The sequence below is a fragment of the Nitrincola sp. genome (assembly GCF_048264025.1).
Taxonomy (GTDB): domain Bacteria; phylum Pseudomonadota; class Gammaproteobacteria; order Pseudomonadales; family Balneatricaceae; genus Nitrincola.
On record NZ_JBLXDN010000005.1, the window covers coordinates 104,080 to 124,872 of the forward strand.

Below are 20,793 nucleotides of genomic sequence, written 5' to 3' on the forward strand. Positions count from 1 at the left end.
GGAATAAGCGATGAATGGTAACAATCTGGCCGGAGCTCCTCGTCAGGAGCGCTTGCCTTCTTACTACAGTGCCACTGTGAATGATCAGAGCGTCTATCCGCCATTGCAGGGAGATGTCGACACTGATGTGGTGATTATTGGTGCCGGTTTTACCGGTATTGCGTCAGCAGTGGAATTGGCCGAGCGCGGTTATCGTGTTGCGGTGGTGGAATCCAATCGGGTGGGTTGGGGCGCCTCGGGTCGTAATGGCGGTCAGGTGACCGGGAGTCTGTCGGGTGATACGGCAATGCGTAAGCAGATGCGCAACAGCCTGGGTGACGAGGTAGATGATTTTATCTGGCAGTTACGCTGGCGGGGGCATGAGATTATCAAAGCGCGGGTGGAGAAGTACGGCATTGATTGCGATCTGCGCTTGGGTCATCTGCATACCGCCTTCAAACCCGCGCATATGCAGGAGCTTGAAGCCAGTTATGCCGAAGCCCTCCAGCGAGGCCTGGGTGACGATGTCAGTCTGCTGGACAGAGAAGGCGTGCGCCAACTGCTGGCGACGGATCTGTATTCCGGTGCAATTCGCAATAACCGCAATATGCACCTGCATCCATTGAATCTGTGTCTGGGTGAAGCCAGGGCGGCCGTCTCTCTAGGTGCGCAAATTTACGAGCAGACCCAGGTGTTGGACATTGTGTCGGGTGACACACCCTGTGTAATCACCGACCGCGGAAAAATCCGTGCTAAGCAGGTGTTGTTGGCGGGGGATGTGTATCACAAACTGGCACCGGAAAAGCTCAAGGGCATGATTTTTCCAGCAATGGGCGGCATAGTGACCACCCGTCCGCTGGGTGATCTTGCCGCTGAGCTGAATCCGCAAAATCTGGCGGTATATGACTGCCGTTTTGTGCTGGATTACTACCGTATGACAGCCGACCAGCGATTATTATTTGGTGGTGGTTGTAACTACTCAGGACGGGACTCACGTGACATTGCGGCTGAACTGAGGCCAGCAATAGAAAAGACCTTTCCGCAGCTCAAAGGGGTAGAGATCGAGCATCAGTGGAGCTGTGCTATGGGTATCGTGATCAATCGCATTCCGCAACTGGGCCAGTTATCCCCCAATGTTTGGTATTGCCAGGGTTACTCCGGTCATGGTGTGGCCAGCAGCCATATTATGGGGGAAATTATGGCTGAGGCGGTCAGTGGCCAGTTAGGTGAGTTTGATGTCTTTGCCCGCTGCTCTCAGATACGCGTTCCTATGGGTGATTGGTTGGGTAATCCCATGCTGGCTGCCGGTATGTGGTATTACCGTTTACGGGAAGCACTGCGTTGAGTGATTTACCTTTACGCGTGTTGGTGATTGGCTATGTCTGGCCAGAACCCAATTCATCCGCCGCCGGCAGCCGGATGATGCAGCTACTCGATAGCTTTTTGGTGCAGGGTTGGCGGGTGGATTTTGCCAGCCCGGCACAACCGACTGAGCATCAGGTTGATTTGGCAGCGCAGGGCATTGCCAGTCATGTTATTCGCTTGAATTGCAGCTCCTTTGATCAGTTCTTGCTGGATACAACACCGAATATTGTTGTTTTTGATCGGTTTATGATGGAAGAGCAATTTGGCTGGCGGGTTGAAAAATATGCGCCTCAGGCCTTGCGTATTCTGAACACCGAAGACCTTCACAGTCTTCGTCATGCGCGTCATCAAGCGCTCAAGGCAGGGCGGGACTATCAACCGCAAGATCTACACAGCGAGTTGGCGATCCGCGAAGTGGCCGCCATTTTTCGCTCTGACCTGACTCTGATGATCTCAGCCGTCGAAACCCGCTTGCTGCAACAGCAGTTTCAGATGCCCGCAACTCAGCTGTATACCCTGCCATTTATGCTGCAGCCGATTACAGCGACGCAGAAGCAGCAGCGCTTGAGCTTTACCCAGCGACGTGATTTTGTCAGCATCGGCAACTTTCGTCATGCCCCCAACTGGGACGCCGTACTCTATCTTAAACAGACGCTCTGGCCAGCTATTCGTCAGCAGTTACCGGATGCCAGCGTGCATATTTACGGGGCCTATCCGCCACCCAAGGCGACGCAACTGCATAATCCAGCCCAAGGCTTTTTGATAAAAGGCTGGGCCGATGATGCCAAGCAGGTGGTAGGGCAGGCGCGGGTGTTACTGGCGCCGTTGCGTTTCGGCGCCGGGCTGAAAGGTAAGCTGGTGGAAGCGATGCAGACAGGTACGCCGAGTGTCACCACGCCGCTAGGTGCCGAAGGCATGCACGCCGAGCTGCCCTGGAGCGGTGCAATTGGTGATGATGAGACGGCATTTATCCAGCAGGCGGTGAACCTCTATACTAACGAAGACGGCTGGCAACAGGCACAGCAGCAAGGTGATCACCTGCTTGAGCAGTTGTATAACCGTGCTAAGTTAGAGCCGGATTTTATTGCCCGCGTGCTGCAACAGTATCAGCAGCGTGATAGTTTGCGACAGCAGCACTTTATCGGCCAGATGCTGCGGCATCACAGCATGAAAAGCACCCAGTATATGGCGCAGTGGATTGAAGCCAAAAACAAGCACAACTAGGCTAACAGAGTGGGGCTTAGGTGGTATGCTAGATTACCCGAGTAGATAGAAATAACTGATTGTTACGGAAGCACTGACGATGGCAAAAATATGTTTACATGTCCGCGTGGTTGGCCGAGTACAAGGGGTTTGGTTTCGGCGCTTTACTCAGCAGCAGGCCGAGGCCCATGGTGTAGTGGGGTGGGTACGCAATCTGGCTGATGGCAGTGTTGAAGCCCTGTTATGCGGTGAAGAGATCAATGTTCACCATGTCGAAGCCTGGTTGAATCAGGGGCCGGAGTTAGCTAATGTAGCTGAAGTGATTGCCGAGCCAGGCGACTGGGATGACAGCCACACCAGCTTCGAAATCTGGGATGATGCAGAAAACTAACCCTGGAGTTTCCTGCAGATCCTCAAGGGTTCAACTGATCGGCAAAGTCGTGATTAACATCGCGATGCTTGGCTTCATCGGCGCGTACAGCTAATACCACATCACGTAAGCGTGCATCTTCCGGTAGCTGCCAGTAGTCGATGGCAATTTGGGGAGCGGGTACATTCTCATAGAGTCCGCTGTCTATACCTTCCAGATACTCAGTGTAACTGTATACCGCTTCCTCCTCGAGATACCCAACAAAGCGATGCGCAGTGCGGGGTGAGATCAGGTAGAGCAGGAAAAAACTATTATAGAAAATCCCTTGTACCAATAGGATTAGCAGGCGTTCGAAACGATTCGGTTGCGCAATCTCGATAAAGGTCATCAAGTGCATACGTTCATTTTCAGCCTCTTCCAGTAAGGTTCTTATCCAGCCTTCGTCGCTTTTGAGTTGTCGTAAGGCTTTCAAATGCTGCAGGGCACCGCCAACCATTCCAGGAACGGCGGCTACGGTTTCAAGCACAACGGCGCGATGGCCATAGCGCTGGGCAAAAAATTTATCGGCAAAAAAGCGTAGAAATCGGGTCATGGCATAGGCCACCCGGTCAGACCCTCTCTTTGGTTTGAAATGTGTCTGCAGACGCTGTTCGGACATTAATTACCCCAAGTTGTTTTGCAAGACTCAGTAGGTATGGCTACTCAGCATTGAATAGGTTCCTGAAAATTCAGTTAATACGACAGGCTTTCGCAGGGTGGTATTGTGTTGCTATGTGATTCAAATGCTTCGATCGGCATAAGGCGGGCGTATAAGAATCCTTGGAAAGACCGGCAACCGAAGCGCTGTAGTGCGTCACGCTGATCAAGGTTTTCAACGCCTTCTGCAATTACATTTAATGCCAGGCTGCGGCCCAGATCGATAATGGTTCTGACCACAGCAAGGTCACGTGCATCCCTGTGCATATTGCGTACAAAGGCCTGATCCACTTTCAAGGTATCCAATGGAAGATTGATCAGCAGATTCAGCGATGAAAAGCCGGTGCCAAAATCATCTAGTGAAAAGCGTATCCCTTCGGCTTTCAGTATGAGCATTTTTTCAATGGTTTGTTCAATATTATCAATCAGCAGACTTTCGGTTAGCTCCAACTCCAACTGCTGAGCTGGTGCGCCAGTTTGTTTCAGAATACTCAACACATCATCAACAAAGCTATTGTGATGCATCTGAGCGGCACTGATATTCACCGCGATGGTTAAGTGTGCTGTATCGGGGTGCGATGCCCAGCTAACCAATTGCTTACAAGCCGTATGCAAAATCCACTGCCCTAACGGCAGAATCAGGCCGGTCATCTCTGCTACCGGTATAAAATCAGCCGGTGATACCAGGGGCTGTTCAGGTGGTTGCCAACGGATCAGTGCTTCGACACCGGTCATTTGCCCTTCAGCATGGTACTGAGGTTGGTAGTAGAGTATAAACTCCTGATTTTTAAGTGCTCTGCGCAGGCCAAACTCCAGCTCGGCCCGATGCTCGGCTTTTTGTTGCATACTGGCATCAAAAAAACGTATCTGATTGCGCCCGACTTTTTTGGCATCGTAAATTGCCAGTTCGGCACGTTTTATCAGTTCTTCGGGGTTGTGCTTGCTGTCAGAATAAAGTGCTACGCCAAGACTAGCTGAGGTGGTGTAGTCCTGATTTTGGATCCGGAATGGACGTTCAAAAGCCTCAATAACCTTGTCCAGTACCTGCTCAACCTGGTTCAGCAGCAAGGTGTCATCAGCTGAGAGATCTTCCAGTAATAACATGAACTCATCACCGCCAAAGCGTGCCAGGGTATCACTGACACGTATCTGCTTACTTAGCCGCTCGGCTATGCCTGTAAGCAACTGATCACCGGCCTGGTGTCCCAAGGTATCGTTCAGGGTACGAAAGTTATCCAGATCTATAAGAATAACGGCGCCGTTACCCTGCTGGTTATGACGACTTGCCAGGCTATGCTGTAAACGGTCCATGAGTAGTCGTCGGTTGGGCAGCCCGGTGAGTACATCATAAAAAATCAGTTGATGAACTTCTTTCTTATGCCGTTTCTGCTCAGAAATATCAGTTGCAAGCCCACATAATGCATAAATTTTTCCCTGATCATCGCGCATGGGTACTTTCACTGAGAGAAATGTACGTGCTTCGCTTTCTCCAGGTAGCTTATTTACCTCTTCTTTAATAATGCTGTCACCGCTGACAAGTACCCGGTCATCCAGACGGAAAATTTCAGCGGTGGATTCATTATCAAAAAATGATTGGTCAGTTTTTCCAACAATCTCTTCCTCAGAGCAGCCAAATAGCTCGCAGACTTTGGGGCTGGCATAAAGATAGTGATGCTGTGGATCTTTGATATACACATAAGCCTGCAGGTTGTTGAGGATGGTGGCCAGCTTGGCATCACTCATTTGCAACTCACGTTGGATGTGATGCATTACTTGTCTGAGGTGCTTCATGATCAGCAGTGCCAGTAACAGTAAACCTGCCAGAACACTTAACCCAATCCAGATAAATGTAGGAATAACCGGGACTTCAATAGTTGATTGCCAGTTTTTTAGAATATGGTTGTAAGGTGAATTGGGATCAGTCTTCCAGTTGTCCAGCCATTGATCGATTCGATCCAGCAGTTCCGTGTTTTGATTCAGCGATGTGGCAAAAAACAGGCGTGCGGGCTGAAACAAAATCGAGGTAGGCTCAAGATTATAGCCATTAATATGATAGCCCCCAAACAGATTATTGGTTGCAAGTGCGTCGGCTTTGCCTTCGGCTAGCAGGTTGAGCGCTGACTGCAGATCACTGACCCGTATGAGCTCCATCTGTATACCAAACTCACTATCGACCTGTTCCAGGTATTCTTGTTGAATTGAGCCTGCAAGGATTGCAATGCGTTTGTGGTCAAGGTCGAGTACAGAATCGATCTGCACATCGGAGTGTCGAAATATTTGTGACCAGCTATGTAAAGCAGGCAGTCTATGAAATGACATCTGTGTTTGCCGTTGCTCACTGAAGGCTACATCCGGCATTAATTCAATTTTACCTTCTTGCAGCAGTTGCAGGCAGGCATCCCAATTACAAGGAACTGCCTGGAGTTGCCAGTCTTCACGCAAGGCGATTTCCTGTAATAGCTCCCCTAAAATGCCAGAAGGCCTGCCATCGGATCCCAGCATGATTTTGGGTGGGTTTTCATACACGCCGATACGAACGCTTTGCGTATCAGCCTGAGCGTTGAAGGTGAGCAACAACGCCAGTACCAGGCCGTAAAGACTGATACCAGTATATATCCGTGTCATATCGCTAACTATTCCTTAAAAAGTATATAACCGCAGTATAGACATGAAATCTTCAAGGGGTCAGCCAGCTTGATTAAAAGTTGAAGTTCAAGGGGTCAGCCAGCTTGATTAAAAAGAAAGTTGATATCATCGATTCATTGAGTAAACTGGATTCAGTCTGATTACTACAAGGATGTAACGTCATGGCTAGACAACCTAGATTGGTACTGCCTAATCTGCCTCTGCACATCATGCATCGAGGTAATAATCGTCAAAAAATATTTGAAAACAAAGGGGATATGTCACGTATCCTTGCCGATATCGCGAAGTCACTCATAAAAGCAGATTGCCAGTTGCATGCTTACGTCATCATGACAAATCATTTGCATCTACTGATTACGCCAAAAGACAAACATCAGTTAGCCGTGTTTATGCAGTCTCTGACCAATCGCTATGTCAGGTATTTTAATTCCAGTCGGGAACGAACAGGCACCATTTGGGAAGGGCGGTTTAAATCATGCCTTGTAGACAGTGATCATTACCTTTTCACCTTATACAAGTATATCGAAATGAACCCGGTAAAAGCCGGACTGGTAAGTGATCCCAAAGAATACCCTTGGTCAAGCTATCACCACAATGCGCTTGGAGCAGTGGACCCGCTGATTTCAGAGCATCCTCTCTATCTGGATTTAGCGGCTACAAAAGGTGAAAGAGCGGCTCATTACAGGTCGATGATGAGTAATGTGAACCTAAGTGATGAGAATCAAAACATAACCGAGGCAACTATTCGTGGCGAAGCACTGGGTGATGTAAACTTCAACAATTGGGTAAGCCTACAAACTGGAAGGCCAGCAAAGCTAACATCTCATGGGGGCGATAGAAAGAGTGCCGAATATAAAAACCAAGCTGGCTGACCCCTTGATTCCAGGGTTTATGGTGATTCAGGGGAATCATCTTGAAGAGTTGCGTCATTTGATGGTGAGCTGGACTCAGCATTACCCGCTTAAGCCGCTGGAAAATGAAGTGATTCTGGTACAAAGCAACGGTATTGCCCAGTGGCTGAAGCTGGCGCTGGCCGCGAACTCGGGGGATGGAGCGGAGTCCGGGCTGGGTATCGCGGCGGGTTTGCAGGTGATGTTGCCGGGGCGCTTTATCTGGCAGGCTTATCGTCAGGAGTTTCCCGAGCTACCCAGTGCTTCCCCCTTTGATAAAGCACCGCTGACCTGGCGGTTGTTACGATTGCTCAGTGATCTGCCAGCCCTGGCTGCCAGAGCGACTGATCCTCAGGTGCTACAGCCGCTGCAGCATTTTCTCGATCAGGACCCTTCCGTGTCACGCACCTGGCAGTTGGCGGCGCGCCTGGCTGATCTTTATGATCAATATCAGGTTTACCGGGCCGATTGGCTGGAGGCCTGGTTGCAGGGTGAATCCGTGTTGATCACCGCAGCGGGTGAACGACAGCCATTGAAGGCGGAGCAGGCCTGGCAGCCGTTGCTCTGGGAGTGGTTGAATGCGGATATTCGACAGGCTTACTCGGAGGCTGATTTTCTCAGTTATGCCAGCCGTTCCAGCGTGCATCAGGTGTTTTGTCAGCAGCTTGGCGAGGAGGATGCTAACCAACCATCGGCTGGTTTTCCACGCCGAATCATCGTGTTCGGCATCTCCTCCTTGCCCCGGCAAACACTGGAAGTGCTCGAAGTCTTGTCACAGTTTTCTCAGGTGATGTTGTTTGTCTGTAATCCCAGTCAGCACTATTGGGGCGATCTGATCGAAGGGCGGGAGCTGTTCAAAAAAGCTTATCAGCGCAATCCTGAGCGCCGCGTGCCGGATAATCTGGATGAAGATCAACTGCACCTGCACGGCCATCCCTTACTGGCAGCCTGGGGGCGTCAGGGGCGTGACTATCTTCGATTGTTGGATGAGCGTGATCAGCCGCAGAGCTATCAGCAGCACTTTGAACGCATAGATCTGTTTTCATCGCCAGGGAACGAAACACTGCTGCAACAACTGCAGGATGATATTCTGGAACTGCGCACCCTGAGTGAGCGCCAGGCGATGCAGAGCCAGGTAGATGTGCAAGATCGCAGCCTGAGCTTTATGCTAGCGCATAGTCCGCAGCGTGAGGTGGAGATACTTCAGGATCAGCTATTAGCCGAGTTTGAGGCGGCGCAACACTCAGGTGAACCCTTGAACCCCCGCGATATTCTGGTGATGGTGCCGGATATCCAGGTGTATGCCGCACATATCGATGCGGTGTTCGGTAAACTGGATCGAGATGATCCGCGTTATCTGCCATTTCATATTGCCGATCAGGGCCAACGCCACAAAGCGCCCTTGCTGATTGCGCTGGAAAGTCTGCTGCATCTGCCTGAGTCCCGCTTCAGTGTCACCGAACTGCTGGATCTGCTGGATGTACCTGCCTTACGTGCCCGTTTTGAACTGGATGAGGTCGATCTGCTCAGCCTGAAGCGCTGGATACAGGGAGCCAATATTCGCTGGGGACTGGATGCTGAGCAGCGTGAAGCGCTGGATCTGCCTGAAGGTGTATCGGCTAATACCTGGCGTTTTGGCTTGAAGCGTATGCTATTGGGCTATGCCAGTGGTGAAACGTCTGCCTGGCAGGGAACTGTACCCTATGCTGAAGTGGCTGGCCTGGAAGCTGCCAGGTTAGGACCGCTGGTGCTGTTGCTGGATCAACTGGAAACTGCCTGGCACACGCTGCAGCAAGCTACCCATGCTGGTGAATGGGCTGCCCGTTTGCAGCAGTTGCTACAGGATTTCTTTGTGCCCCAGTCAGAGCTGGATCAGGCGTTGTTGCTCAAATTTGAACAGCAGTTAACGCAGTGGCTAGAGGCTATCGAATTGGCTGAAGCCAGTGATCTGCCCCTAACACTCGACGTGGTGCGTGAAGAGTTGCTGTCCGGTCTGGATCAGCCGGGTTTGAGTCAGACATTCCTGGCCGGGTCGGTAAACTTCGCTACGCTGATGCCGATGCGTGCCATTCCGTTTCGGCAAGTCTGGTTGCTGGGGATGAATGATGGCGCTTATCCGCGCGCCGTCAGACCGGTGGATTTTGATCTGATGGCACAGGATTATCGACCCGGTGACCGTTCCCGACGTGAAGATGATCGCTATCTGTTTCTGGAAGCCTTGCTGGCGGCGCGCGAGAAGCTGGTAGTCAGCTGGGTAGGCCGCAGTGTTCGCGATAACTCCGTGCGCCCACCGTCTGTACTGGTCGGACAACTGCGTGATCATCTGCAGTCGGGTTGGCAAGGGCAGACTGACGATCTGCTCAATGAACTGACCACCGAGCACCCGTTACAGCCTTTCAGTCGCCGCTATTTTGACCAGGACGTCGCTGCGCACGCGCCGTTCAGTTATGCATCTGAATGGTTAGCAGTGCATCAACCGATCAGTCAGGCACAATCACTGCTAACACTGGAGCCCTGGCAGCCAGAAACCGCCTTGTCTCTGGCGCAGTTGGTGCAGTTGATGAAGCAGCCGATAGACAGCTTTTATGCCCTGCGCCTGCAAGTGCCACGAACAGAATCCATTCAGGTGTTACGCGATACCGAAAGCTTTGCGCTGGATGGATTGGAAGTTTGGCAACTGCGTGACCGGTTGCTGCAATCAGCCATCCTGCCTGCCGTGGATGAAGACGACTTTTTACAGCGCGTCGCTGATGAAGTGCAGCGTATTCAGCAGGAGGGCTTGCTGGTTGAGGGCAGTCTCGGACAGTTGCAGGGGCAGGCGCTGTGTCAGGGACTGGACGCGGTCTATAGCGACTGGTTGGCTGAACGCACTGAGTTCAGTGACGTGCTGGAGAGCCAGCCAGTGATATATTCAGCGCATAGCGAATGGGGTGTGTTGTCTGTAGAAGCCACGCTTGAGCCCCTGTATCAGAACCCTGAAACAGGGGAGGTCGCGTTACTGTTGTTGCAAAGCAGTGGCTTGATCAAGCAGGGGCGGACGCGCAAATGGCACAATCACTTGCGCGGCTGGCTGATGCATCTGCTGGCTCACCAGAGCGGCCTGAAACTGACCACCCGGATTATTACCCCTGAAGGCAAAATTCGCTTTGCACCACTGGCGTCTGCGGAGCAGGCCCATGCCTGTCTGGATCGTCTGCTACAGGCCGCTCATGAAACGCTGCAGGCGCCCACGCCGTTAAGCCTGGATACTGCCATCGCCTGGCTGGCCAACCGGGATGATGCGGCTGTACCTGAGTTTCCAGAGGGTAAGCTCCAGACCAAACTGCTGGAGGCGCTGGATAAGAGCCTTCAGCAAAGCCGTTTCTTTCATCAGCACTGTACTGGTCTTGAACAACTTTGGGCCGAAGGTGCATTTGCCCAGCATGCACAGGCGCTCTATGGTGATTTTCATCAGGCGGTGACAGCGCAGAAGGAAGCCCGCTCATGAGTGACAGCATCAATCGTCTGGATCCCTTAACCTTTCCATTGCAGGGCAAGGCTTTGATCGAAGCCAGCGCTGGAACCGGCAAGACCTTTACCCTGGCGCTGCTGTATCTGCGGCTGGTAATTCAGCATGGCGGCGATCAGGCGTTTACACGACCGCTGCTGCCACCGGAAATACTAGTGGTGACCTTCACCAATGCCGCGACAGCAGAGCTACGTGAGCGTATTCGCGCAAGGCTGGTGGAAGCGGCGGGGGTATTTCAGGGAGAGACTACCAGCGATGCCTTGCTGTTGGCGTTGCTGCAACAACTGCCAGTTGATCAGCACCCGCGGGCAGCACGCCAATTAACGCTGGCGGCGCAGTGGATGGATGAGTCAGCTATCTCCACCATCCATGCCTGGTGTTATCGCATGCTGAAAGAGCATGCTTTTGATAGCGGCAGTGCCTTTGATCAGCAACTGGAAACCAGTGAGCAAGCCTGGCAACAACAGGCCAGTGAAGATTACTGGCGTTGTGCCTACAGTCAGTTACCAGTGGAGCAGTTGGCCCTGGTGGTCGATTGTTGGGCATCACCCGATGCCCTGTTGAAACAGGTGAAGCCTTGTCTGGATAAGCTGGCGTATCTGGCCAATCCATCGGGGTCAGCCTTGCAGTTGATTCAGCGTTATCGGCAACAGCGCACGGCGCAACTGGATGCATTGAAGGCCGAGTGGCGGGCGCAGGATTATATCGGCCAGTTACAGCAGTTGTTCGATCAGGCGGCTAAGCAGAAAGCCTTTCAGGCGAAAAAACTCAACAGCGGTCACCGTGCTGGTGTGTTAAACAAACTGAGCGATTGGCTGGCACAGGCTTCACTGGAAGATCCAGGTATTTTCGGGGGTAAAAGCTGGCGCGTTATGTCATCCGAGGGGATCAGTGAGATCTGGGTGGATGCGCAACAGGCCCCGGTTGATCACCCAGCCTGCCTGGCCTTGTCCCAGTTAAAGCAGGTGCTGGCCGATTTGCCGGATCTTCAGCCTGAGCTGCTATGCCATGCGGCGCACTGGATTGCTGCACGGATCGAGAAGGTTAAGCAACAGGCTAACAGCCTGAGTCAGAATGATCTGTTGTTGCGTCTCGACAAGGCACTGGCATCCTCCCAGGGGGAGGCGTTGGCCGCAGCGATTCGCAGACAATTTCCAGTGGCACTGGTCGATGAGTTTCAGGATACCGATCCAGTGCAGTACCGTATTTTCCGTCGAATTTATCAGCAAAGCCCTGATAACACGCCAGTCGGCTTCTTTATGATCGGTGATCCCAAGCAGGCGATCTATGCCTTTCGAGGCGCGGATATCCATACTTATCTGCAAGCACGTCAGGACAGTGAAGGACAGCATTATACTCTGGATACCAACTTCCGCTCATCGTCTGCGTTGATCGATTCGGTCAATGAGGTGTTCAGTCTGGCTGATCAACGTGCCCAAGGCGCTTTCCTGTTCAAAACCGGGGAGCATAATCCGGTACCTTTTTTGCCGGTGAAGGCCGGGAAGGCCGACTTGCCGGGGTTGATGCTGGATGGAGAGCAAGCCCCTGCACAGCAAGGCTGGCTGGTTGAGCAGACGGATGACAAGCTCAATAAGGGGGATGCACGTGAGCGACTGGCACAACTGACTGCTGCCAAGATTACCGAGTTACTGATACAGGGGCAGCAGGGAAACGCCATGCTGCCTCTGGCGGAACAGGGTGGCTGGCGCGCTGTGCAACCAGCGGATTGCGCGGTGTTGGTGAATAATCTCGGTGAAGCCACGCGTATCCGGCAGGCGTTGCAGCAACTGGGGGTCGCCAGTGTCTATCTTTCGGACCGATCCAGCGTGTTTCAGACCTGGATTGCCAGCGAACTGTTACAACTGCTGCGTGCGGTGTCTGACCCCTTGAATGAGAAGCGCATTCGTACCGCGCTGGCCAGTCCGTTGTTACGCCCTGATATTGCCTCATTGGAGCGACTGAATCAGGATGAGTTGTACTGGGAAAGTCAGTCAGGTCAATTTATAACCTACCACCAGATCTGGCAGCGTCAGGGTATTCTGCCGTTGATCTATCGCCTGATAAAGGATTTCAATATTGCCCAGAGTGCCGGTCAGCGGCCGCAGGGTGAGCGCGAGTTAACCGATCTGCTGCACCTGGGTGAGCTGTTGCATCAGGCGGCCGATACGCTGGATGGCGAGCAGGCATTGATACGTTATCTGGAAGAGTCGATTCAGGAACCGGATGAGCAGAGTGAAGCCCAGCAATTGCGTCTGGAAACGGATGAGCAACTGGTGCGGGTAGTCACCATCCACAAATCCAAAGGTCTGGAATATCCCTTGGTGTTTTTGCCCTTTATCAGTGATAGCCGACAAGCCAAAGCACAGGATACGCTATTGGTCACCCATAACGCCGATCAGCAGGTTGAAGTGCATCTTCGTGCTAATCCTGAAAACCTGGCACAGGCCGATACTGAGCGTCTGGCAGAGGATTTACGCAAGCTCTATGTAGGCTTGACCCGAGCACGTTTTGTTAACTGGATAGGCTTGGCTGAAACTGACAGCTTTGCCGCATCTGCGCTGGCTTATGTGCTGGATGCCAACTCAGGCAATCTGGCTGAACCGTTAAAACAACTGAAACATCTTAGTCTGCAGGTCCTGCCAGATGAGCATCCAGAACAGCCGCTGGAAGTCTGGCAGCCGGACCGTCCGGAAGTGGATCTGAGCGCCAGAGCAGCACCGCGACTCAGCCATGAGCCCTGGTGGATTGCCAGTTATTCTGCGCTGAAGCATGGCACCACACAAGTCAGTGAAACTGCCTGGCAGGAAACGCTGCTGGAAACCCAGGATGCAGAGACCGACGCGACAGACCGGCTCGATCCCTTGGCAGCACTGGATCTGCACGGCTTACCTAAAGGCAGTCAGATAGGTACGTTCTTGCACAGTCTGCTGGAGTGGGCTGCGGCGCTGACTTGGGTCGACAGTCAGGGCGTACGCCAGCAAGGGTTTGCGGGCGTGTTGGAGCCGACATTACAGGCAAGCTGTTTGGACTATCTGATCCAGCGCTGTCAGCAGCGACAACTGCAATCCTGGAGCGAGCCGCTGCTACAGTGGTTACAGCAGTTCATCCGTCAGGACTGGCAGTTTCCACAGCAGTCGGAGCCGGGAGCGGCGCCATTCAACCTGGCTGCTCTGTCGCCCCGGCAGTTCAGTGTCGAGCTGGAGTTCTGGTTTGCCAGCCATCAGGTAAGTACCTTGAAACTGGATCAATGGGTGCAGCAGCGCACGCTGGCAGGGCAGGCGCGACCACCATTAGCCGCTAATCGTTTAAATGGCATGCTCAAGGGTTTTATTGATCTGGTGGTTGAACACCAGGGACGTTACTATGTAATAGACTGGAAATCCAATTGGTTAGGCGTAAATGATCAAGCTTATTCTGAAGATGTAATGCGTCAGACTCTGCTGGCAAAACGCTACGATCTGCAATACCTCCTGTACCTGCTAGCCCTGCATCGGCAGTTGCGCTTGCGCTTGCCGGATTATGATTATGACCGGCATATCGGGGGGGCTGCCTATGTGTTTTTGCGCGGCCATCGTGCCACCTCTCAGGGGGTGTTTTTTGATAAGCCGGATCGTCAGGTGGTTGAGGGGCTGGATCGACTGTTTGCCGGTCAGGCGTTGATGGATGAGGTGCTGGCATGAAAGCGGATAGCGAAGCGTCATTGAATTGGTTGAATCTGTTACATCAGCAAGGAAAGCTCCGTGCACTGGATCTGGCATTGAGTCGTTATATAGCCGAGGCCGCGCCTGAGTCAGATCCCTGTGTATTGCTGGCGATAGCCCTGACCAGCGAGCGCAACGGTCATGGTGATGTATGTCTGGATCTGATCGGTGCCCTGACCCATCTGGAGTTAGCCGCTGGACCCGATGCGCCGGCATTGGCCAGTATCCTGCAGATGCTTCGGTCGGTGAGTCCGGAGGATTGGTGGGCGCGTTTGAGTCAGTCGGCGGCAATTCAGCGGCTTGCATCGGATGGACAGAGTGACCAGCCGGAAAAAGCTACGGCGCCCCTGGTGTTATCCGGATCATCAGAACGCCCGATACTCTACCTGCGTCGTTACTGGAACTATGAACAACAGGTTCGCACTGCGCTGATGCAACGCATCGATCACTGCTATGACTTACCGGAAGCGCCGATGGCGGCCTTGTTGAACAGCTTGTTTCCGCCATCGGCTGATACAGCGCAGCCGGATTGGCAGAAAATTGCCTGCGCCTTGTCAGCTCGGCGTGGCTTTGCCGTGATTACCGGTGGTCCCGGAACCGGGAAAACCACCACCGTAGTCAGGCTACTGGCGCTGTTGCAGGCCCTGGCGCTTCAGCAGGAGCAACCCGTGTTGCGTATTGCCCTGGCTGCACCGACGGGTAAGGCCGCGGCACGTCTGAATGCGTCGATAGCGGCCCAGGTAGCGAACCTACCCTTGGCTGCTTTGAGTCACACTCCCGAGCAACTGGCGGACGCGATTCCAACTGAGGTGACCACGTTGCACCGGCTGTTAGGGCCGATACCGGATAGCCGTCGCTTTCGTCATCACCGCAGCCAGCAGTTGCCGGTCGATCTGGTGGTGGTGGATGAAGCCTCCATGGTTGATCTGGAGATGCTGGCCGCGCTGGTCGATGCCCTCAAACCCAGCGCACGTTTGATTCTGCTGGGAGACAAGGATCAGTTGGCCTCGGTTGAAGCCGGTGCCATCCTCGGTGATTTGTGTCAGTTGGCATCACTGGGTCGCTATCAGGATGAAACGGCGCAATGGTTGACAGACGTCACCGGGTATTCACTCGATGCGCGCTATCTTAGCGAGATCGGGCGGCCACTGGATCAGGCGATTACCATGTTGCGCCAGAGTCATCGCTTCAGTGAGCAGGGCGGTATAGGCGCCCTGGCACGTCTGGTCAATGATGGACAGCTCTATGGCCAGCCAGTTGAAGATCGTCTGAAGGCGCTGGATCAACTCTTTACTGAACAGCAGGGTCAGATAGACAGACTCAGCGTCAGCCATGCCGCGGATGCATCCCTGGCTCAGTTGATTACTCAGGGCTATCGAACCTATTTGCAACAGATTCAGCAAAGTCGACCGGCTTTGGCGGCCGGGCAGGCGGCTCATGATCTTTGGGCGGCTCAGGTACTTGAAACTCATACTGGCTTTCAGTTGTTGTGCGCGGTGCGCGAAGGCTCCTGGGGTGTTGAGCAGTTGAATCTATGGATCACTCGCACTCTGGCCGAGGCCGGATTACTGGAAGGCAGTGATGCACTCTGGTACGAAGGGCGCCCGGTGCTGATTACCCGCAACGATTACAGCTTGCGTCTGATGAACGGGGATATCGGTATTGCGCTAATGCGCCCTGTAGAAAATCCCGACGGCTCGATCACCTCCGCATTGCGGGTGGTTTTCCCCGCCGTAGACGGGAGCGTACGCTGGGTCATGCCGAGTCGTCTGCAGGCGTTAGAAACCGTGTTTGCCATGACCGTACACAAATCCCAGGGCTCCGAATTCAGCCACACCGCGCTGGTGTTACCGGATCAACCCAACCCCGTACTCACCCAGGAACTCATTTACACCGGCATCACCCGTTCTCGTCAACGCTTCACCCTGATCCACAGCCGCGACAGCGTACTCCGGCACGCCCTGGAAAAACGCGTAACCCGCCTCAGCGGCCTCCACCTCTAAAATTAAAAGGGGTCAGTACCCTTAAGAAAAGAGGTCAGTACCCTTTTTTAACTACTAAAAGGGTACTGACCCCTTTTCTTTCTGACCCCTTTTCTTTTTACTCCTTTTTAGCTGGGCGCCCCTGCCGGGTCTGGCCAATCTGCCGTCCGAGAAGGGTTTCAATTTGGTTACGAAATCGCTGATTCCCTAAAGGTGTGCCGGTTTGCAGGCAGGTTCGTAGTTGCAAAAGCTGATTTGGATGAAATGAGCTCTGGATCAGCTCTTGATAAACCATTGCTCTTTCACTTTGGGATTTACCAAGTGATAAGTAGGTTGGGTGAGGGTGAAGATTATTTAGAAAATTTCCTGATGCATTTTGATGATAACTTGACCATCGGTATTCAGCCGGATGCTCGACCATACCAGCTCTCACGGGGTTTAGCTCAATATAACGCATACAACAGAGTAGATACTCATCACTTGAAATAATTGAGCCCTTATGACGGCCTTCCCATAACGTACCGCTGCGATCATAGCGACGATTGACGTAGCTAACGTATTTTCGCCCTACATGCTGAATCGTCAAACTGATGGACTCTGGTGTCGTTGGAGTGAGCAACAGATGTACATGGTTGGTCATCAATACAAAAGCATGCAGATGACATCCATATTTTCTTGCACCTTCATGAAGCCAGTTGAGGTAAATTGAATAGTCCTCTGGCTTGTAAAAAACAGCTTGGCGAGCATTCCCTCTTTGCACCACATGGGCGGGTATATCGGGAAGATAAAAGCGTGGTTTTCTTGGCATGTCGACATCCTTGTCGGTAAGTTCAAAAACTAATTTAAGTCTAGCCCCTGAAAAAGAAAAAGCTAATATAAAAAAGCCCAAAAGGGTCAGAAAAGGGGTCAGTACCCTTTTCGCGTACTTCTAAAAGGGTACTGACCCCTTTCAGGAGGCCAGGGCTGTCAGGAGGGCTTCTACTTGTTTGAAGCGCTCTTCGATGCTTTCCATGGGCAGGGTGAAGCGGAGTCCAGAGGGGCCATCCAGTTTGAAGATGCGTGGTTGGCGCTGGATCATCTGGATGAGCTTGATCGGTTCAACTTTGGGTTCAGAGTCAAATTCGATTTTGCCACCTTTATTGCCGACATCCAGTTTCTGGATTCCCAGCGCTTCGGCTTGAAGCTTTAGTTCAGTAAGACGTAGCAGGTTTTTAGTGGCTTCGGGGAGTAGGCCGAAGCGGTCGATCATTTCCACCTGGATCTCGCGCAAGGCGTTGGCATCGCGCGCATTGGAGATGCGTTTGTACAGCATCAAGCGGTTATGTACATCCGGCAGGTAATCATCCGGAATCAGTGCAGACAAGTGGAGATTGACTTCACAGCCGTGGTTTAGCGGTTTATCCAGATTCGGTGTTTTGCCGTCACGGATCGCTTCAACGGCTTGCTCCAGCATTTCCATATACAGACCGAAGCCTATGGTCTGCATCTGACCGCTTTGATCTTCACCGAGCAGTTCACCGGCACCACGGATTTCCAGATCATGTGTGGCGAGGGTGAAGCCTGCGCCGAGTGTGGAGGCTTCGGAAATGGCTTCAAGGCGTTTTTGCGCATCGTCGGTCATGTTGCGCTTGTCCGGGGTTAACAGGTAAGCGTAAGCCTGGTGGTGGGAGCGACCGACACGGCCACGCAACTGATGCAACTGCGCCAGACCGAATTTATCTGCTCGCTCAATGATAATGGTATTGGCGTTGGGTATGTCGATACCGGTTTCGATGATGGTGGTACACACCAGGACATTAAAGCGCTTGTGGTAAAAGTCGCTCATCACCTGTTCCAGTTCGCGCTCACGCATCTGTCCGTGCCCTGCCGCAACGCGGGCTTCCGGCACCAGGGCGTCAATCTCAGTAACCACTTTATCGATAGTTTTGACTTCGTTATGCAGGAAGTAGACCTGTCCGCCGCGTAACAGCTCACGCAGTATGGCTTCTTTAAGCAGCGCAGGATCTGATTGGCGGACAAAGGTTTTCACCGAGAGTCGGCGAGCCGGCGGGGTGGCAATGATGGAAAGATCGCGCATGCCTGACATGGCCATATTCAGGGTACGTGGAATAGGCGTAGCCGTCATGGTCAGAATATCGACTTCAGCACGCAATGCTTTGATCTTTTCCTTCTGCTGAACACCGAAACGGTGCTCTTCATCGATAATCAGCAGGCCGAGGTTTTTGTAGGTCAGACTACCTTGCAGCAGTTTGTGGGTACCGATCAGAATATCCACCTGACCGTCACTCAGTTGTTGGGCAATGACTTGCTGCTGCTTGGCACTGCGAAAGCGCGAAATGAGTTCAACATTGATTGGCCAGTCGGCAAAACGGTCGCGGAAATTATCGAAATGCTGTTGTGCCAGCAGGGTGGTGGGCACCAGCACCGCTACTTGCTTGCCCGCTTGTGCGGCGATAAATGCCGCGCGCATGGCCACTTCGGTTTTACCAAAGCCCACATCACCACACACCAGTCGGTCCATGGGTTTGGCTGAGCGCATGTCGCGGATGACAGCCTCTATAGCGCTGGCCTGATCCGGGGTTTCTTCAAACGGAAAAGCCGCGGCAAAACGTTCGAAATCGGTTTCAGGGAAGTCAAAAGAAAAGCCTTCGCGGGCATTGCGTCGGGCATAAATATCCAACAGCTCGGCCGCGGTATCGCGGACTTTTTCAGCGGCTTTGCGGCGTGCCTTGCTCCATTGTTCGGTGCCTAAACGATGTAAAGGCGCCAGTTCATCCGTAGCACCAGAGTAGCGACTGATCAGGTGTAGTGATGAAACTGGAACATAGAGTTTGGCTTCGTTGGCGTATTCCAACATTAAAAATTCATTGATCTGCCCGTCAACCGTGATGCTTTGCAGGCCACGATAGCGGCCGACACCATGGTCAATATGCACCACAGGGGCATTCGTGGTCAGTTCAGACAGGTGGCGGATAACCTGGTCGGACTGCTCCTTTTCGCGTTGGCGACGACGGCGCTGAAAAATCTGTCTACCAAACAGCTGCGTTTCCGTAACCAGGTGTAACTCACCCGGAATGGAAATGCCCTGGTCCAGCGCAAATACGCTGATCCCCAGTCTCACCGGGCTCGCCTGGAAGGCCTGCCAGGAGTCAATATCTGTGGCCTTCAGGTGGGTACGCCGCAACAGTTCCTGCAGGGCTTCGCGACGACCGGGTGATTCAGCACAGATCAGAAAATGCGCGTCACTATCGCGTTCCATTAGTTGCTTGAGTTTATGCAATGGCTCATCACTGCCAGGCTCAGCCGTCAGGTCGGCAGGCACACTGCAAGGCAGGTTGTCGCGTCCGGGTTTGCGTTGTTCTGTTTCGGTTGTGACGCGAATGCGTGGGTAGTGCTTGAGTTGTCCAAGCAGTTCATCAGCCGAAAGGTAAAGTGCCTGGGGGGGTAGTAGGGGGCGCTGAATATCAAAGTTGCGTTCCTGATAGCGGTTTTCCACTTCTTCAGCAAAATGCCTGGCGGCTTCACTGACACCGGCTTGTTCAACAAAGAGTGTTTGTTCCGGTAGATAGTCAAACAGTGTGGCGAGCTGATCGAAAAACAGCGGCAGGTAGTATTCGATACCGGCGGGCGCGATGCCCTCGGAAACGTCGCGGTAAACCGGGCAGCGGTTGAAATCAACTTCAAACACTTCACGCCAACGCTGCTTGAAATGACGTATGGAATCCTGGTTAAACGGAAATTCGCGCGCCGGTAACAGACGAATACGCTCCAGTTGATCGATGGAACGTTGTGTTTCAGGATCAAAGGTACGCAGGGTTTCGATTTCATCATCAAACAGATCGATACGAAAGGGCAGGTCACTACCCATCGGGAAAATATCGATAATTGCGCCACGCACGGCAAACTCACCATGCTCATACACAGTATTAACCGCCTGGTAACCGGCATGAACCAGTTGTTGGCGTATGGCATCCGGATTGAACTCCTGTCCCTTATCCAGGCTCAGGCTGTTGCCGGTAATAAACGTGGTGGGCGCTATGCGCTGCATCAGCGTGGATGCCGACACAATTAAAATGCCACGCTTCATGGCGGGTAAGCGATAGAGGGTTTCTATACGCTGAGAAATAATATCCTGATGTGGTGAAAAGGTATCGTATGGCAGGGTTTCCCAATCAGGAACCAGCAGTATTTCATTGTCATCCTGACTAAAAAATCGGGTTTCCTGACGGATACGCAGTGCAGTTTCATTATCTTTGCACACCAATACTATTAGCCCTTGTTGCTGCCGGGTAAGTAATTGCTGTAGTACTAAACCTGTGCTACAGCCGGTGACATGTCCAACACGTTTGATGTCACCTGCCGAGTGTGGCAGTGCAAAGCTAAATGGGGCCAGCAAGGTACGCTCCTTTAATAGACTGCAGAGAATCTTAAAGGGGGTATTTTAACTAATGCT

Annotated in this window: 11 protein-coding genes; 7 read left to right on the plus strand and 4 right to left on the minus strand. The window is 52.7% G+C overall.

All coding sequences use genetic code 11. The features are described from left to right. The first annotated feature begins 10 nt into the window (after positions 1-10). From ACN0R1_RS05775 to ACN0R1_RS05785, 3 genes are all read left to right on the plus strand, one after another. The gene (locus ACN0R1_RS05775; RefSeq protein ID WP_417580819.1) at positions 11-1,324 is read left to right on the plus strand and encodes an NAD(P)/FAD-dependent oxidoreductase; all 1,314 of its coding nucleotides are present in this window, start codon (positions 11-13) and stop codon (positions 1,322-1,324) included. Next, positions 1,321-2,568 carry a glycosyltransferase gene (locus ACN0R1_RS05780; protein ID WP_417580821.1) on the plus strand — a complete coding sequence of 416 codons (1,248 nt, stop codon included), beginning with the start codon at positions 1,321-1,323 and terminating at the stop codon, positions 2,566-2,568. The genes ACN0R1_RS05775 and ACN0R1_RS05780 overlap by 4 nt, the downstream gene beginning before the upstream one ends. A gap of 79 nt (positions 2,569-2,647) precedes the next feature. Then, a complete protein-coding gene (locus ACN0R1_RS05785; protein WP_417580823.1) occupies positions 2,648-2,938 on the plus strand; it encodes an acylphosphatase in 291 nt (96 codons plus the stop codon). Between the two features lie 22 nt (positions 2,939-2,960). Here ACN0R1_RS05785 and ACN0R1_RS05790 read toward each other — a convergent pair whose 3' ends face one another. Both ACN0R1_RS05790 and ACN0R1_RS05795 read right to left on the minus strand, forming a co-directional pair. Beyond that, positions 2,961-3,575, minus strand: a complete 615-nt coding sequence (locus ACN0R1_RS05790; protein WP_417580825.1) for an alternative oxidase — start codon at positions 3,573-3,575, stop codon at positions 2,961-2,963. Between the two features lie 74 nt (positions 3,576-3,649). After that, positions 3,650-6,238, minus strand: a complete 2,589-nt coding sequence (locus ACN0R1_RS05795) for an EAL domain-containing protein (RefSeq protein WP_417580827.1) — start codon at positions 6,236-6,238, stop codon at positions 3,650-3,652. Between the two features lie 182 nt (positions 6,239-6,420). Between ACN0R1_RS05795 and ACN0R1_RS05800 the strand changes: the two genes are divergently transcribed. Genes ACN0R1_RS05800 through recD form a run of 4 tightly spaced genes read left to right on the plus strand, consistent with a single transcriptional unit; the run spans position 6,421 to position 16,361 of the window. Beyond that, the gene (locus tag ACN0R1_RS05800) at positions 6,421-7,131 is read left to right on the plus strand and encodes a transposase (protein ID WP_417580829.1); all 711 of its coding nucleotides are present in this window, start codon (positions 6,421-6,423) and stop codon (positions 7,129-7,131) included. Beyond that, positions 7,103-10,636: an exodeoxyribonuclease V subunit gamma gene (gene recC / locus ACN0R1_RS05805; protein WP_417580831.1), complete on the plus strand. Its 3,534-nt coding sequence runs from the start codon at positions 7,103-7,105 to the stop codon at positions 10,634-10,636. Before ACN0R1_RS05800 ends, recC begins: the two co-directional genes overlap by 29 nt. Continuing rightward, complete coding sequence (gene recB, locus ACN0R1_RS05810; RefSeq protein WP_417580833.1) at positions 10,633-14,337, plus strand: exodeoxyribonuclease V subunit beta; 3,705 nt, start codon at positions 10,633-10,635, stop codon at positions 14,335-14,337. Before recC ends, recB begins: the two co-directional genes overlap by 4 nt. Then, a complete protein-coding gene (gene recD / locus ACN0R1_RS05815; RefSeq protein WP_417580835.1) occupies positions 14,334-16,361 on the plus strand; it encodes an exodeoxyribonuclease V subunit alpha in 2,028 nt (675 codons plus the stop codon). The genes recB and recD overlap by 4 nt, the downstream gene beginning before the upstream one ends. 97 nt (positions 16,362-16,458) lie before the next feature. Here recD and ACN0R1_RS05820 read toward each other — a convergent pair whose 3' ends face one another. Then, the gene (locus ACN0R1_RS05820) at positions 16,459-17,148 is read right to left on the minus strand and encodes a transposase (RefSeq protein ID WP_417580837.1); all 690 of its coding nucleotides are present in this window, start codon (positions 17,146-17,148) and stop codon (positions 16,459-16,461) included. A 141-nt stretch (positions 17,149-17,289) separates the two neighbouring features. Then, a complete protein-coding gene (mfd, locus tag ACN0R1_RS05825; RefSeq protein WP_417580943.1) occupies positions 17,290-20,733 on the minus strand; it encodes a transcription-repair coupling factor in 3,444 nt (1,147 codons plus the stop codon). Positions 20,734-20,793: the final 60 nt, after the last annotated feature.